The following is a 16,075-nucleotide window of genomic DNA, read 5'->3' as shown; positions in this document are numbered from 1 at the left end:
CTTCCCCCTATATCAACGAGCCACCCGCGGCTAGCCATGCCTCGCGCGTGAGTTCCATCTCGTAAAATTCGACCTGCGCATCAAACCGGTTGCGCCGAAAATGGGGGCGCAGGTGTTGATACTGGTGATCATCCAATAAGCGGAGCACCGGTTCATTACCAATGCGCCGCCATTCGCTGCCTACGCCGACAAAACCGAGCCGTTGATAGCAACGCACCGCGCGCAGATTAAAAGCAGCAACATCGAGCACCATCCGCTGATAACCGAGCGAACCGAAATAGTAGGCAAGAAAGAGGCGCAACGCCTCACCGCCTAAACCCTGCCCTACATACGGCTGGGCCAACGAAATCCCTAACCGGGCCGACTGCCACTGCCGGTCGATCTCGCGCAACGAGATGCGCCCGATAAGTTGGCCTGACTTCAGATCAATCGCCCACGCCTCAGTGGTGCCCGTCCAATGACTATCATCTTGACCGGGTTGGTATGGTCGCGGAATATTCCACAGTGAGCTGAACGGTTCGCTATAGCGTGGCCAGCGCTCTTGCATCAGCGTATCGGCTCGCCGCCATGGCCGAATGCGAACCCGCTCGCCGAGCAATTCACGCATTTCCGCTTCCTCTGCCACCATCTCTCTCCTACGGTTGCGGACGTAAATAGTTGAGCGACATCCAGCCCTCGATGGTCTGGCCATTCAACTCCAACTGCACTTTGAGCCACGGGATATTATCGGCCATCACCGGCCCTTCCAGTTTGCGCACCACAACCCCATTTGGCACAACAGTAACAATATTGTCAGGTTGGGCGTTTGGCGCCGACCGGAGATTCAACCCTTCGGCAATATTGACCACATAAAGCTCAGGAGCGGCATTGCCCGGCCAACTCAGCTCAGGCAACGACCACGCCGGCAGATCGGGCAAGCGCGGCGCATCACCCCAACCAAACCGCCCAATCGCCCATGTTACCGCCCAAAATGAACCCCCGGCCACTATCAGCAAGAGCGTGACCATAACCAGCCAACCCATCAGGCTCCGGCTCAAGTTATACCGACGAAACTGGTCGATGTCAAACGAATTGGTCAGCACGCGGCTCATCCGGCTGCGAAGATCGTATGGATGAGTTGGCGCCGGGCGGAGATAAGGAGCTGCCGGCGGCGTTACCGGCTGGCGCTGCGCTCCACTATCGATAGGAGGACGAGCAGTGGCTGCCGGTTGCACCACTAACCGGCGGGTCTGCACCGTCAACTCGCGCCAGAGATCGTTAATCGCCAATGCCAACGCTTGCGCATCAGGGAAGCGCTGGGCCGGATCACGAGCAGTCGCCTGTGCGATCAGCCGTTCCACCGATGGCAGGTACATCGTTGGACGGATGCGGGCTAGAGGCGGCACCGACTGGGTAAGATGAGCCAACGCGGTGGCCTGCGCATCGTCGCCGTGAATCGGGCGTTGGCCGGTGATCAGCTCAAAGAGCAAAATGCCTAAAGCGTATACCGCGCTGGAAAGCTGCGGCGGCTGGCCGGCACTGAGTTCGGGCGCGCGATAATGAGCCAGATCGGCTGGGATCATCGTTGGCGCAAAGAACCAACCGTCCACTAACTTGACCTGCCCATCGCCAACTAACAAGAGGTTGGCGCTGCTAATCGGCGGATGGGCAAGACCGAGCGGCAATTCAGCCGAACGGTGGCGCTGGCAGAGCGCGATTGCTTCGGCCACTTGCCGCACGATCAAGAGTGCTTGCGCCACGCTCAATGCGCCGATGCCAAACAAAGGCCGGCCCTCCACCGCTTCGGTGATCACAAAGGGCCGGTCACCACTCTCACCGCTATCAAACACTTCAAGCAACACCGGATGCGATCGGCGCGCACTCTGGGCTGCCTCGGCCAGAAACTGCGCGCGTTTACGCGGATTGTCGCGCAATTCTTTGCGCAACAGATGGATCAAGACCGTCCGTTGCAGACGTAAGTCAGTCGCCTTGTAGACAGCAGCCAACCGTGACTCACCAAGCGCTTCGTGAACACGATACCGGCCAAAGAGGACTGGTTGCTTTGTCGCTTCAGGAGCGGTCATGTGATTGATCCATCAAAACGGCGTACACCCAGTATCCTAGCAGGCATCATCACCTCATTGTAGTTGCGCCAGCCAGATTATATTCTCTTACCAGTATACAGCTAAGCGGCCAACCCTGCATCATAGGCGGCGCTACCTTTGCCGGCAACGCATGCTTCAATCGCCAACGCAAACCGGGCCACGGCCTCATCAGCCTGCGCCATAGTGATGGTTAGCGGCGGGCAGAACCGGACAGTCGAAGCGCCACAGGTCAACACCAGCAACCCCTTGCGGAAGCTCTCCTCCATGACGGCATCGGCCAACGCGCCGGCGGGGTTACCTTGGGCATCAACAAACTCGACCCCGATCATCAACCCGCGCCCGCGCACCGCACCAATCTGCGGGAAGCGCTGCTGCAACGCCTGCAACTGTTCGAGCAGATAAGCACCAACTGTCGCCGCATTCGCCATCAGCTCTTCTTCGACCATGCAGAGCAATTCATACGCCACGGCACAGGTGAGGCCATTGCCGCCGTAGGTATTGCCGTGCGAACCGGGCTGCCACTGGCGAGCCAATTCGGTACGCGCAATCATAGCCCCTAGCGGCAAACCGCCGCCCAACCCTTTAGCCGAGGCCACGATGTCAGGCACAATGCCCTCATGCTCAAAGGCCCACATCTTGCCGGTGCGGCCAACACCGCTCTGTACTTCATCAACGATCAGCAATATACCGTAGCGATCACAGATCGAGCGCAGACGGGCTAAGGCACCGGGTGGCGGCACGACATAGCCGCCTTCGCCCTGAATCGGCTCGATAATGATCGCCGCCACCTCTTCCGGGGGCGTAGTGGTCTTGAAGAGCGTGCGCTCGATCAGATCAAGACACGCGATCTCGCACGAGGGGAATCGGAGGTTAATCGGACAGCGATAACAATTGGGATAATACGTATGGCTCACGCCCGGCAGCAGCGGAAAAAAGCCGCGACGTTGGCGCGGCTTGGAGGCCGTCAGCGAGAGACTGCCGTAGCTGCGCCCGTGAAACGCGCCGTAGAAAGCGATAATATTCTGGCGACCGGTAGCGTAGCGGGCCAATTTAATGCTCGCCTCAACCGCTTCGGTGCCGCTATTGGTGAAAAAGACCTGCCAGCCCTTACCGCCGGGCATCAGCGAAACCAGCTTTTCAGCCGCCCGCACCATCGGCTCGTTGTAAAAATCGGTGCCGGCCATGTGGGTAAACCGCTGCAACTGCTCTTGCGCCACCTTCATGAGGCGCGGGTGGCAATGACCGGCGGCCAGCACGGCAATTCCCGCATTCATATCGAGAAACCGGTTCCCATCAACATCCCACACTTCACAACCTTGGGCATGATCGATGGCGAGCGGATACACACGCCCCAACGGCGCAATCACTTCGTGATCGCGGGCTACCAACGCCTGCGCGCGCGGGCCGGGCACCGGTTCGGGCATATACTCAGCAGGCATCTTTGCCGTGTCGGTATGAGCAGTCATAACGCGCTCCTTTGCAGATCGTGATGATAGTTGCAGACAAAATATTGTAGCCGACAGACGTTGTCAGCGTCAAGCACACCGAGGAGCGTCCTGCGGTACACCTTGACTCCTCCGGTTGTTCTTGCCGGTTATCGGGTCAATTTGCGGTAGACAATCCGGTGCGGGTGATCGGCCTCGGCCCCTTTGCGGCGGCGATAATCGGCAGCGTATTCCGAATAGGTCCCGGGGAACCACACGACTTGGCTGTCGCCTTCAAACGCGAGCATGTGAGTGGCAACCCGATCGAGGAACCAGCGGTCGTGCGAGATGATCAGCGCACAGCCGGCGAAGTTCTCTAACCCTTCTTCCAGCGCGCGCAGGGTATGCACGTCGAGATCGTTGGTCGGCTCGTCGAGCAGCAAAACGTTTGCCCCCGACTTGAGGATGCGAGCGAGATGGACGCGATTGCGTTCGCCGCCCGAAAGGCTACCCACCAGTTTCTGCTGATCGCTGCCACTAAAGTTGAAGCGAGCACAGTAGGCACGTGAGTTAACTTGCCTCCCCCCCAGCACAATCTGGTCGTTCCCTTCGGTAATCGCTTCCCAGACCGTTTGCTTGGGATCGAGCACCTCACGGCTCTGATCGACGTAGCCGAGCTTGACGGAAGCGCCAACTTCAAGCGTACCGCTATCGGGTTGCTCTTGGCCGACAATCATGCGGAACAGGGTCGTCTTACCGGCACCGTTAGGACCAACGATACCCACAATCGCTCCCGGCGGCACATCGAAGCTCAGATTTTCGTAGAGCAGTTTATCGCCGTAGGCTTTGGTTACATTGGTAGCCCGGATCACCAGATCGCCAAGTCGGGGACCGGGTGGGATGTAGATCTCAAGCTCGCGGTCGCGCTGGTCTTGGCTCTCGCTGAGCAACCGCTCGTAGGCGGCGATGCGCGCCTTCGACTTGGCATGGCGGCCCTTGGGCGCCATATTGATCCATTCCAACTCGCGCTGGAGGGCCTTTTGACGCTGCGATTCAGCCTTCTCGGTCTCGGCCAGCTTCTGCCGTTTCTGCTCAAGCCAGCTCGAATAGTTGCCCCGCCACGGAATGCCGTGCCCGCGTTCGAGTTCGAGAATCCAGCCAGCAACATTGTTGAGGAAGTGACGATCGTGGGTCACGGCGATCACGGTGCCTTTGTACTCTTGCAGATGCCGTTCCAACCACGCCACTGACTCGGCATCAAGGTGGTTGGTCGGCTCATCAAGCAACAGAATATCGGGCTGCTGCAACAGCAATCGGCAGAGTGCCACCCGGCGGCGCTCACCGCCCGACAACACCGCCACTGGGGTATCACCGGGCGGACAGCGCAGCGCGTCCATCGCCAGCTCTAGCCGGCTATCGAGATTCCAGCCGTCAACGTGATCGATCTTGTCTTGCAGTTCGGCCTGCTCGGCGATCAAGGCATCGTAATCGGCATCAGGGTTGTTAAACTGCTCGGTGATCTCGTCGTAGCGGCGCAGCAGGGCCACCGTCTCGGCCATGCCCTCTTCGACCACTTCACGCACCGTCTTGGTATTGTCGAGGCGTGGTTCTTGTTCGAGCAGGCCAATCGTATAACCGGGGGCGCGGGTGATCTCGCCAGTGTAGTCTTGATCGAGACCGGCCATAATCCGCAAGAGCGAACTCTTGCCCGAACCATTGACGCCGATCACCCCAATCTTGGCGCCGTAGAAAAACGAGAGGCTGATATCTTTCAGGATTTCGCGATTGGGTGGCACCACCTTGCCCACCCGGTACATCGAGAAGATAATCTTTTGGGTATCGGTCATGCGAAAACTCCTTGGATTGAGTTATACCGCTCTTAGTGTAGCATAGAGCGGCCAACCAAATACAGCGCGCGATTGACAACACAATTTCAAGCTTATGGTATAATACTTGACGTGATGCCGGGTGGTGTAATGGTAGCACAGCGGACTTTGGATCCGTTAGTCTAGGTTCGAGTCCTAGCCCGGCAGCCATAGTAACAACCGTGCCACAGGCAATGAAACGACTGAACCCGCACAATCTGCTCTCGGCAATGGTGGTCAGGATTTCTGGCTCGGTCAATTGATTGATACGTGCGCAGTGAGCATGCTCGCTGCGCGTTTCTATTCAAGAAAGAACGACTGCATCATGGATGGTCGCCTGCTCATTTTCACCGGCAACGCCAACCCGGCGTTAGCGCAAGAGATTGCCCGCAACCTGCGCATCAATCTGGGGCGGGCGCTGGTCGGCACCTTCAAGAACGGCGAGACGCGGGTCAAGATCCACGACAATGTGCGCGGCTGCGATGTCTTTGTGATCCAGCCCACCTGCACGCCGGTAGATCACCATCTGATGGAACTGTTGATTATGATCGACGCCTTCCGGCGCGCCTCAGCCGCGCGGGTGACGGCAGTCATTCCTTATTACGGTTACGCCAAGCAAGAAAAGAAGACATCGGGGCGCGAGCCGATTACGGCTAAGCTGGTCGCCAACTTGATCCGTACCGCTGGCGCCGATCGGGTGCTGACTATGGACTTGCATGCGCCGGCAATCGAAGGCTTTTTCGATATTCCGGTCGATCACTTGCAGGCATCGCCATTATTGGCCGACTACATCCGCGAACTCAACCTTCCCAATCCGGTCGTGGTCTCACCTGATGCCGGCGGCGTGGGGCGGGCCAACCGCTTCCGCGAACGGATCGGCGCCGGCTTAGCGATCATTGCTAAGCAGCGCCTCGAACCCGATACCGCCGAAGTGATCGAGATGGTCGGCGAAGTTGAGGGCAAGACGGCGATTATCGTTGACGATATGATTTCAACCGGTGGCACACTGATCGAAGCAGCGCATACCCTGCTGGCCCGCGGCGCGCGCGCTGTCTACGCTTGCGCAACCCATGGCATCTTTGCCGACAATGCGTTGCAACTGATTGCAAAATCTGACCTGATCGAGACGATTGTCACCAATACCATTCCCCAACCGCCTGAGGCAACCGCAGCGCGCGTGCGCACAATTAGCGTCGCGCCGCTGTTTGCTGAAGCAATTATGCGGATCCACAAAGATCTGTCACTCAGCGCGCTGTTTTCATAGTTACGCAGGCATATTGCGCCCGAACGCTCTCGCAGCTTCGGGCACTATAGCAGAGTGATCGCGCCATTCTGCGCTGCGGAAGGAGGATGATTAACTTGGAGGACCCCGGTCCTAATTCGTTGATCATCGGCATTGGCCTGTGCCTTATCTTCCTCGGCATTACTTCGGCTGCCGATACAGTCTTGATGACGGTAAGCCGCCCTCGCCTGAGCGCCTTACTCGCCTCAGCCGGTCTTGGCACGCGCCGCTTTACGGCCCATTTTCTCGATGAGCCGTACCGGATCAAATCGGCCATCATCTTTCTCAATGCTGTCTTGACCATTACCGTCACCGCGTTGACCATCCAACTCACGGCACTGTATGGCATCAATGCGCTCATTGGCAGTTTGGCTGCTCTCCTGTTTGCTATTCTGCTGCTGAGCGAAGTGGTGGCCAAGGCGCTCGCGCGCCGCAACCCCGACACCACCCTGTTGGTGCTGGCCCGCCCGCTGGTGATTGTCGCCACGATCTTGTGGCCGTTGATGGCCGTGATCAATGCCATGACCCGCCCCATTTTCACCCTCTTAAGCGGCAAACCGGCCCCGCCGACGCCGCTAGTGACAGAAGAAGAGCTGCGGCTGATGATGAGCGCCGGTGAAGAGGCGGGTTGGATCGAACACGAAGAGCGTGAAATGATCGAGGGAGTCATGGACTTCGGTGACACGCTGGTGCGCGAGATTATGATCCCGCGCGTTGATGTGGCCGCGCTTGAAGTCAATAGCTCGCTCGACCGCGCGCTCGATATGGCGATCACCCGCGGTCACTCGCGCATTCCGGTCTACGAAGAGACAATTGATAATGTGGTCGGCATTCTGTACGCCAAAGACCTTATCCCTGTTTTACGCGACGGCAAGCGCGATACGCCACTGCGCGATCTCTTGCGCCCGGCCTATTTTGTGCCGGTGACGATGAAGGTTAAGGCGCTCTTGGAAGATTTGCAGCGCCGGCGCGTTCACATGGCGATTGTAGTCGATGAGTATGGCGGCACCGCTGGTATCGTCACCCTAGAGGATTTGCTCGAACAGATCGTCGGCGAAATCCGCGACGAGTACGACACCGAAGAGCCGGCGATTGTGGAAGTGGGGCCGCGCGAGTTTATCGTCGATGCTCGTGTCCCGATTGATGATGTGGCCGAATTGTTGGAAGTAGAATTCCCAGCAACGACTGCCGATCGGATCGGTGGCTTGGTGTACGAGCAGTTAGGTCGGATTCCGCGAGTGGGTGACGAAGTGACCTGCGGTGACGTCACGATAACAGTACTCTCATTGAAAGGCATTCGTGCCGAACGGTTGCACATTGTGCGGCATACGCCGGAAGAGGTAGAGGCGGCAGCGCCGGCGGAGGCCGAAAATCCTATATTGCCGCTAACCAAAGAAGCGCATGGATCAAGCAGTCCTTGATCGACTCGTTGCCGCTGCGTTGACGGCCCAAAGCCGCGCTTATGCGCCCTATTCGCAGTTTGCCGTCGGCGCAGCCGTACTCACGGCGGATGGGCGGATCTTTAGCGGCGCAAACATTGAAAATGCCTCGTACCCGTTAACGATCTGCGCCGAGCGGGTAGCGCTGTTCAACGCGTACATGGCTACAACCGAACCCGTGACAGCGCTAGCGGTGGTGACGCCGACCGCTACCGTTGCAAGCCCGTGCGGCGCGTGCCGGCAAGTGATTTTTGAATTAGCCCCACGCGCCCAGATCATTCTGCTCAACGCCGACACGAGCGAACGCCGCTTGACCACCCCGGCTGAGTTGTTGCCCTTTGGCTTTGGCCCTGAACAACTGCGCGGGGAGTAAGTGTAGCCACTAGCATAGCGTGCGGCAGTAGCGCTACTAACCGCCATCGAGTGACGCCGCGCTCGGCAGCGAGCGTTATCCCGGTGAACACTTCACGGTTAGGCTTCATTGCGGCTTGCTGCTATCCGGCGGGGTCTCCGGCATCGGCAACAACGGCGCGACCGGCTCGACTAACCGATCAACAATCGCGCTGAGCCGAGTGAATTGCGGCCCCAGTTCGGTTTCGGCGAGTGGGATGTTCACCGGCACATCAAGTTCAACCGGGATCGATGTCACCAGCTTGACATTCATATTCAAATCGACCGGCAATTCAAGCCCGGCGGGCAAAACGATTGCCACACTGGCATTGAGATTGCCGCCGCCGCCGGGAAACGTGATCTGGGCCGGCGCCTGCAACGAAACCGGCTCGGTCAATTTCACAACATTGCGCTCGGTCATGATCGTTGCGCCATTGATCGGCACATCCAGCTCGATCGGCAAGCGTGTGCTCAACGGCACCGTATAGACAATCGTCGCTGATTCAAGGTGATCAACAACATCTTGCAACTCAGCCAAATTATTGGCGGCAAAGACCGGCAAACTCTCGGCCAATTGCGCCACTTGGCGCTGGTTCATCACCAAAATCCCAATCACAATCCCCAGCACCACGAGTAGCACTGCATTCATGATGAACGATGTCCAGATCAGTGCTTTGTAGAGGGGGGCAATGCGCGCGTAACGCTTGACAGGGCGAGGCGAGGTTTCGTTGCTCATGCGTCCTCCTACAACTACAGTTGTCTCGAATAATACCACGCCTACTCGTAGATGCAAGAGTTGCGCAATCGCGATTTTGGAGTATAATGAGCTAGTGCCGCGAACGGCAGATACTTGCGGAACCCCGCCAGGACCGAAAGGTAGCAACGGTACGCGAGTTCCTCTGGGTGTTCGCGGCGCTTTGTTTTTGGCAGATGCGAAGCGGATAGGGGACGATGCTGCCGGCCAGTAGAAAGCCGGGTACGCTAAGCGCGATCATCGGCGACAATCGCCGCCGCCAGTTCGGCCAACAACTGCGTACCACCCATGCGCTGCAACATCGGCACAACTAAACTCAGCGCATGAAACATTTCTTCGCGCCCAATTGCTGCCTTGCCCAGTGTGCTCGCCAGCCGGTGCAGCGTCATCGGATCGGCAGGATCGAGCGCGGCCACAATCGCCAATTCAGCGCGTACTCGTTCATTACGGCGGCGAATCCGGCGCGCAATAGCGGCAGCCGTTGTCACCTCGCCACGCTCGACGAGCGCCACAGCCAGCGCCGCGCGGTAGCGATTGCGCACCTCGCCAGTCAGCAATTCGTCAGCCAAACGGTCGGCCAACTCAGTATCGGTTGCCGACAACAATGGCGCAATCATAACCAAGGCGCGCCCGCGTTCGCTGGCCACCTCAATTGTGCGGATCATATCGACGGCAACGAGCACCTCACCGGCCCGCGCGCGCGTGATCGCCAGATCAGCACTCGTGCGCGCCCGTTGGTCCTCGGCCACAATGGCCGCAGCTTGCGCACTTGCCGCATCCCAATCACCAATTGCCGCCAACGAACGCGCAATCTCATCGCGCGCCCAATCGCGCTCATCGTCATCGGTCATCGCAGCCAACACCTCTTGGGCGCCGGTATAATCACCCGCCTGAGCGCAGGCCACCGCGACCCGCGACAAAGCGCGTTCCAACTCTTCGCCGTTTAACTGATACGCAATCGCCAGCGCCCGATCCTTGCGGCCAATAGCGGCATGGGCCGAGGCCAAAGCCGCAAGCAAGATCGGACGATCCTCGCCTTGCAAGGCATCAATCTCGCGTGTCGCGCGCTCGGTGGCGAGATTGGCGACCAACCCTTGCAACAACAACCGCAACTCAAGCAGGGTTGTAACCCGTAACTCGCGGTTGCTAATCCGTTCGGCGGCAGCCAGCGCATCACCATCCTTATCGGCCAGCGCAAAGACCCGGGCAAGGCGGGCTAAGCCACGATCACGCTGATGCGGGCTCGCCAAGGCCGCTATGCGTTGAAACGCCGCCTCTTCGTTGCGCAACGCGAGGTCACACGCCAACTCGATCTCGGCCCATGCCCGCGCCGTCTCAACTTTCAATTCTTCGAGCAACATCTCGCCCCGTGGATCACCGATCCGGACTAATGCAACCGCCACCTCAGCCTGCGCCCATGCGGCTCGGTTCTCATGCAGTATCGCACGCGACAGCCGCCAGGCGTGATCATACTGGCCATCGACCAATAACCGGCGCACAACTAGCGTCTCAACGTGAGCGCGCCGTTCGAGCAGATCGATTTGTTCAGCGCAAGCCAAGGCTCGCTCAATATCACCCGCCTCAAGGCAAGCCGTCGCCAAGGCCTCGATCGCCTGATCACGCGCATCGCGCCATGCCCGTGACACCGGTTGCGCCTCAAGATCAAGCGCGCGCGAGAGCAAGCGCATTGCGGCACTGCGCATATTGACGCTGTAGCATGCTTCGCCGAGCTGGCGCAGCACAGCGGCTTTCGGCACGCCATCGGGTAACTGCTCGACGATGGCCGTCACCCGGCGCAGGCTACCCTCGCGACCACCGGTTTTAATCGCAGTGAGGAACGCCGCCGTCACCACTTCCCCGCTCAATTGGCGGGCGCGGGTCGCGAGCGTACCGGTGATCGCCGCAGTGCGGGCTAACGCCAACGGTGGGCCATGGGCGGCATCGTACAGCATCCAACCAGCATCACGCAATGCACCGGCCAGCCCTTCACGCAACTCGCGTTCACGCAACCACGCAGTTTGATGAGCGGTCGGTAGATGAGCCGGTCGCTGAGCCGGCGGGCACAGCGCGGTGTGGCGCGCCAGTTGGCGCACAAGGTAACGGTTCACCGGATCGAGGGGATTACGCCGCAAGCGTTCAGCGCACCATTGCGCCAATTCACCGTGAGCGGCTTCCATCTCGCGGGGTGTATGGCGAGCCAGAAAGAGGCGCACAGCGCGATGAGCATAACGTACCAGCAACAGGGTGTCTTCATCGCTCAAGCGTCGAAGGTTGATATGCACCAGTCCCTGCTCTTCCCAACGATCGAGCACCAAATGGGGATGCTCAGCGCTAATCTCGGCCAGCGCCGCTACTGGCAACGGTTCGCCGCTCGCGGCCAGCAACACCGCCAACCGCCGCTCGGTTGGATTCAACGCTTGCCACCAATCCAGCAACAAATGGTTTAAATCGGCAGGCAGATCGGCACTATTGAGCAGACCGAGATGGAGCCAGCGTTCAGCCCAGCTCAAGTAGAGCAGATTACCCTGCGCTGCGGCCAGCAACGGCGCACGCCATGGTGGCGGACAGTGACGCAGTTCGAGCAAGGTCGTCTGGGTTTGGATCAACTCACTATCAGCAACCGGCAGAACAAGACGCGCATCCGGTTCGACCGGCAATGAACCGTGCATCACCAGCGTCACCCCGGCGGGGAGATCAAACGGCAATGGCAGCGGCAACGAGCGTAACGGCTGCCGATCGCGGTCGGGAGCACTGACCAACAACACCAACGGCTGGGAAGGATCGGCCACCTCGGCCAACAGGCGTTCACAAGCGGTAGGATCGGTCAACGCTGCTGGGTCGATCAACGGCAGCGAAGGACGGCGCAGAGCAGCAATTTGAGCATAGAACGCCAGCGCACCGCTGCCGTCATCATCATCAGCTAGCCAGAGCGGCCAATCATAGCGCACCGCCAACTGGCAGAGCAAGGTAGTTGCGCCAGCGCCGATCGACGACTCGAGGGCAACAATACCTTGCCGATTACGCAGTGTGGCGACAACAGCATCAAGTAACGCTGGCCGGTCGATAGCCGAGCGCAAGCAAGCTTGCACCCGTTCTTGCTGCGCGTGCAACGACGGGGCGACAGTGGCATACAGTTCGCTAAATTGCTCGACAGCGCGAAAAGCGCGTGGCAGTATTGGCCTCATCGGGTATGTACTATACCACACCCTTGCCGAAACAGTGTACGGGCCCAGCATTGCTGTGCCCGTACACCATCGCGAGACGAAACAGCTTACTTAATCTCGACCACAGCACCAGCTTCAGCCAGCTTGGCCTTAGCCGCCTCAGCCTCTTCCTTGCTCACACCCTCGCGCACCGGCTTGGGCGCACCCTCAACCAGATCCTTCGCCTCCTTCAGGCCAAGGCTAGTCAGCTCGCGCACCACCTTAATGACCTGAATCTTGTTGGGGCCAGCCTCCTTGAGGATGACATCAAACTCAGTCTTCTCCTCAACCGGCGCAGCAGCGGCAGCGCCGTCACCGGCAGCAGCCACTGGCGCGGCAACACCCATCGCCATCACCGGCGCCGCCGCTGTCACGCCCCACTTCTCTTCCATCTTCTTCTTCAACTCGACCAGCTCGAGAACATTCAGGCCCTCGATCATCTCGATAATCGAATCGATCTTCGACATGGTATGTATACTCCTTTATGTAGTACTAATAACCTCATTCCCTGTACGGGCACAGCGTTGCTGTACCCAACAGCCCAGCACTGCTGTGCTATTCCTACGAATTCTGCGGCTGCAATTGATCAATACGAGCCTGCAAGACGTACAGCACATTGGAGATCGCGGCGTTGAGCACACCAACCACACCGGAAACCGGCGCTGCGATTCCGCCGACCACCTGTGCCAGCGCCTGCTCGCGCGACGGCAGCTTCGTCACCTGCTCAAGCGCATCGGCTGGCAGCAGCGTCTTGCCGAGCAACGCACCACGGACAGTAAAGCTCTTATTGCCTGACTTGAGATAATCAAGCAGCGCCTTCGCCACCTTCCCCGCATCATCGTAAGCAAGGGTCACTGCGGTCGGGCCGGAGAGCAACGGATCAAGCGCCTCGCGACCGGTATGATTCGCAGCAATCTTGAGCAGCGTATTTTTCGCCACCACGACTTCGCCACCGTGCTCACGCAACTTTCGGCGCAGCTCGGTCATATCAGCAACGGTCATGCCACGACCACTCCCACGATAGTCAGCCACTACGACCAACTGAGCGCGGCGCAGCTTCTCGGTCAACTCATGAACGGTTTCAATCTTGCGCTGCGTTGGCATCTATCTCACCTCCTCTCTGATGAAGTCACAATAAAAATGGTCGCTCGCGTCCTGAGACCGAGCGACCGAGATGAGCGCAGCCAAACACTGCGCACTATCGATAGAGCGAGCGCAACGCTCACGGCTATCGCATCTCAGACACCACCTCGGCCGGCGGCCCAACGGGGGCCATTACGAGCGCATGCTCACCGGCTGTCTCAGGCAGCCACGAGATAGATATAACTGTTACGGCTTAAAGGTTTGCGCCGCGGCTGGATCAACCGGCACACCGGGACCCATCGTGCTGGTCAGGGTCACAGTGCGAATATACGTGCCTTTCGCGCCACTCGGCTTCGCTGCCTTGACCGCATCCATCAAGGCGACAAAATTCTCGGCCAACTGCTGCGGAGTAAAGCTCACCTTCCCGATCGCCACGTGCAGAATGCCAGTTTTATCGTTGCGGAATTCAACACGGCCACCCTTAACTTCGCGGATGGTGCGGGCGAGGTCGGCAGCCGGCACTATCGTACCGCTCTTAGGGTTTGGCATCAGACCGCGAGGACCGAGCTTGCGACCAATGCGACCAACCTTACCCATCATATCGGGAGTTGCGATTGCCACATCGAAATCGAAGAAATTCTCGCGATCGATCTTGGCAATCAGATCATCGCTCCCAGCGTAATCAGCACCAGCATCGAGCGCTGCCTGCACCGCCTCACCCTGCGCGAAGACGAGCACCCGCACCGTCTTGCCGGTACCGTGGGGCAACGCAACCGTCGTGCGGATATTCTGATCGGCGTGACGCGGATCGATGCCCAGACGCAGGTGCGCTTCGACCGTCGCATCAAACTTGGCATACGACGTCTCTTTCACCAGCGCCAGCGCCTCGGCTGGAGTGTAGAGACGCGAGCGATCAATCTTCGCCAGCGCGGCGAGATACTTTTTTCCGTGCTTTGGCATGGTAACACTCCGGGTGGTGATGGCGGATCAATTGATCCTCCCACCAACTAACAACGCTTATTCAACGATCTTAATGCCCATGCTGCGGGCAGTGCCGGCAATAATCCGTTCCGCCGCCTCAATATCATTTGCGTTCATATCGGGCAGCTTCTGCTGGGCAATCTGGCGCAGCTGGGCGCGGGTAATAGACCCTACCGTGGTGCGCTTCGGATTGCTCGCACCTTTCTGCACCCCAGCAGCCTTACGCAACAGGTCAGCCGCTGGCGGCGTCAACAGGCGAGCGACGAAGGAGCGATCGCTATAGATCGAGATTTCGACCGGGACAATGCTGCCGGCTTGCGAAGCCGACTTCTCATTGTACTCCTTTACGAACGCCATGATATTAATGCCGTACTGGCCGAGCGCCGGACCAACGGGCGGCGCCGGTGTCGCCTTACCAGCCGGCAACTGCAGCTTGACAACTGCGACAAGTTTCTTAGCCACAACACTACTCCTTACATAGCGGGAAGCAGTGAAACGCCTTCCCTCCCTCACGCAGCCGGCGAGGTCACGGATAACGGAACCATCTTACTCAACCAACCGGGTCACTTGCAAGAAGTCAAGCTCCACCGGCGCTTCCCGACCAAAGAACGAGACCAGCACCCGCACGCGGCCCCGCTCGTGGTCGATCGCATCAACGATGCCCTCGAAATCGGTGAATGGGCCATCGATAATCTTAACAGCCTGCCCCTTCTGATAGCTGACGCGCACCTTCGGCGCTTCGCCCTCCATCTGGCGCAGAATGGCCTTTACCTCTTCATCCTCAAGCGGGGTCGGCTTATTCCCATGCCCGACAAAGCTCGTCACACCCGGCGTATTACGCACCACATACCACGAATCGTCAGTCAGGCGCATTTGCACCAACACATAACCGGGATAGATCTTCTTGTTGACTGTGCGGCGCTGGCCATTCTTGATTTCAATCTCTTCTTCGGTCGGCACAATGACGCGAAAAATCTGGTCTTGCATCTCCATCGAGGCAATGCGATGCTCCAGATTTTGCTTTACTTTATTCTCGTAGCCTGAGTACGTGTGAATCACGTACCAACGCCGATCATCAGTCTCTTTTTCTTTTTCCTCAGACATGGGCAGCCCCCGTTCGCGAACAGCTTACTGGACGAGGCTCACGAGGCTCGTGTAGAGGAAGGTGAAGATCGAATCACCAATAAAAAGTAGCAACCCGATCACCAACGACACTACAATCACGAGCACCGTCAGGCGAATCGTCTCTTCGCGGCTTGGCCAAACGACTTGCCGTAACTCGCTGCGCGTCTCGCGAAACGTGCGCACGAGGATGTTTTCTTGAATGTCGCGCTCTGTATCTTTGGCCACGGCCATTGTATACCCTTCACTTTGAAGCTGCCGGCAGCGGCAAGGCCACCGGCAGCTCAGCGAATCCGGCCTCAGGCGTTAATCAAGGATCTTGGTCACGACGCCGGCGCCAACGGTGCGACCACCCTCGCGGATTGCGAAGCGGAGGCCCTCTTCGATGGCCACCGGCACGATCAGCTCAATCGTCATCACCACGTTATCGCCCGGCATCACCATCTCC

15 protein-coding genes, 1 tRNA gene, 1 other RNA gene and 1 pseudogene are annotated in these 16,075 nt (G+C 58.8%); 5 read left to right on the top strand and 13 right to left on the bottom strand.

Features of this window, described 5'->3' with window-relative positions:
* Positions 1-7: 7 nt before the first annotated feature.
* From Q1A59_RS01840 to ettA, 4 genes are all read right to left on the bottom strand, one after another.
* Complete coding sequence (locus Q1A59_RS01840; RefSeq protein ID WP_298404104.1) at positions 8-607, bottom strand: GNAT family N-acetyltransferase; 600 nt, start codon at positions 605-607, stop codon at positions 8-10.
* Between the two features lie 28 nt (positions 608-635).
* Entirely contained in the window at positions 636-2,063 is a 1,428-nt protein-coding gene (locus tag Q1A59_RS01835; RefSeq protein WP_298482510.1) for a protein kinase domain-containing protein, read from the bottom strand.
* Positions 2,064-2,164: 101 nt separating this feature from the next.
* The gene (locus tag Q1A59_RS01830; RefSeq protein ID WP_298404099.1) at positions 2,165-3,550 is read right to left on the bottom strand and encodes an acetyl ornithine aminotransferase family protein; all 1,386 of its coding nucleotides are present in this window, start codon (positions 3,548-3,550) and stop codon (positions 2,165-2,167) included.
* Positions 3,551-3,678: 128 nt separating this feature from the next.
* On the bottom strand, positions 3,679-5,355 hold the full coding sequence (ettA, locus tag Q1A59_RS01825) for an energy-dependent translational throttle protein EttA (RefSeq protein WP_299643583.1): 1,677 nt from the start codon (positions 5,353-5,355) through the stop codon (positions 3,679-3,681).
* 115 nt (positions 5,356-5,470) lie between these two features.
* Here ettA and Q1A59_RS01820 point away from each other — a divergent pair.
* The 4 genes from Q1A59_RS01820 (at position 5,471) to cdd (ending at position 8,467) form a co-directional block, all read left to right on the top strand.
* Positions 5,471-5,544, top strand: a tRNA-Gln gene (locus Q1A59_RS01820).
* Between the two features lie 154 nt (positions 5,545-5,698).
* Positions 5,699-6,637 (top strand): ribose-phosphate pyrophosphokinase, encoded by a 939-nt coding sequence (locus Q1A59_RS01815; RefSeq protein ID WP_298404093.1) that lies wholly within the window; start codon positions 5,699-5,701, stop codon positions 6,635-6,637.
* A gap of 86 nt (positions 6,638-6,723) precedes the next feature.
* Complete coding sequence (locus Q1A59_RS01810; RefSeq protein ID WP_298404090.1) at positions 6,724-8,076, top strand: hemolysin family protein; 1,353 nt, start codon at positions 6,724-6,726, stop codon at positions 8,074-8,076.
* The gene (gene cdd / locus Q1A59_RS01805) at positions 8,057-8,467 is read left to right on the top strand and encodes a cytidine deaminase (RefSeq protein ID WP_299643580.1); all 411 of its coding nucleotides are present in this window, start codon (positions 8,057-8,059) and stop codon (positions 8,465-8,467) included. Before Q1A59_RS01810 ends, cdd begins: the two co-directional genes overlap by 20 nt.
* 105 nt (positions 8,468-8,572) lie before the next feature.
* On the opposite strand, the gene Q1A59_RS01800 is transcribed toward cdd, so the two are convergent.
* On the bottom strand, positions 8,573-9,220 hold the full coding sequence (locus Q1A59_RS01800) for a hypothetical protein (protein ID WP_298404085.1): 648 nt from the start codon (positions 9,218-9,220) through the stop codon (positions 8,573-8,575).
* A 90-nt stretch (positions 9,221-9,310) separates the two neighbouring features.
* Here Q1A59_RS01800 and ffs point away from each other — a divergent pair.
* Positions 9,311-9,409, top strand: an RNA gene (ffs, locus tag Q1A59_RS01795) — signal recognition particle sRNA small type.
* A gap of 56 nt (positions 9,410-9,465) precedes the next feature.
* Here the strand turns inward: ffs and Q1A59_RS01790 are convergent.
* From Q1A59_RS01790 to tuf, 8 genes and pseudogenes are all read right to left on the bottom strand, one after another.
* Entirely contained in the window at positions 9,466-12,423 is a 2,958-nt protein-coding gene (locus Q1A59_RS01790) for a hypothetical protein (RefSeq protein WP_298404082.1), read from the bottom strand.
* 86 nt (positions 12,424-12,509) lie between these two features.
* Positions 12,510-12,908, bottom strand: coding sequence for a 50S ribosomal protein L7/L12 (rplL, locus tag Q1A59_RS01785; RefSeq protein WP_298404079.1), 399 nt, complete (start codon positions 12,906-12,908; stop codon positions 12,510-12,512).
* 94 nt (positions 12,909-13,002) lie between these two features.
* Positions 13,003-13,545 carry a 50S ribosomal protein L10 gene (gene rplJ, locus Q1A59_RS01780; RefSeq protein WP_298404076.1) on the bottom strand — a complete coding sequence of 181 codons (543 nt, stop codon included), beginning with the start codon at positions 13,543-13,545 and terminating at the stop codon, positions 13,003-13,005.
* Positions 13,546-13,770: 225 nt separating this feature from the next.
* Positions 13,771-14,484 (bottom strand): 50S ribosomal protein L1, encoded by a 714-nt coding sequence (rplA, locus tag Q1A59_RS01775; protein ID WP_298404074.1) that lies wholly within the window; start codon positions 14,482-14,484, stop codon positions 13,771-13,773.
* Positions 14,485-14,541: 57 nt separating this feature from the next.
* On the bottom strand, positions 14,542-14,967 hold the full coding sequence (rplK, locus tag Q1A59_RS01770; RefSeq protein ID WP_298404073.1) for a 50S ribosomal protein L11: 426 nt from the start codon (positions 14,965-14,967) through the stop codon (positions 14,542-14,544).
* Between the two features lie 84 nt (positions 14,968-15,051).
* Positions 15,052-15,609, bottom strand: coding sequence for a transcription termination/antitermination protein NusG (gene nusG, locus Q1A59_RS01765; protein WP_066787822.1), 558 nt, complete (start codon positions 15,607-15,609; stop codon positions 15,052-15,054).
* A 24-nt stretch (positions 15,610-15,633) separates the two neighbouring features.
* On the bottom strand, positions 15,634-15,861 hold the full coding sequence (gene secE, locus Q1A59_RS01760) for a preprotein translocase subunit SecE (RefSeq protein WP_298404064.1): 228 nt from the start codon (positions 15,859-15,861) through the stop codon (positions 15,634-15,636).
* A 72-nt stretch (positions 15,862-15,933) separates the two neighbouring features.
* Positions 15,934-16,075 (bottom strand): annotated as a pseudogene (tuf, locus tag Q1A59_RS01755) (elongation factor Tu); the annotation flags it as partial.

Origin of the sequence: uncultured Chloroflexus sp. (assembly GCF_937951745.1) — a bacterium.
Classification (GTDB): domain Bacteria; phylum Chloroflexota; class Chloroflexia; order Chloroflexales; family Chloroflexaceae; genus Chloroflexus.
This window is presented reverse-complemented; position numbering and strand designations above follow the sequence as displayed.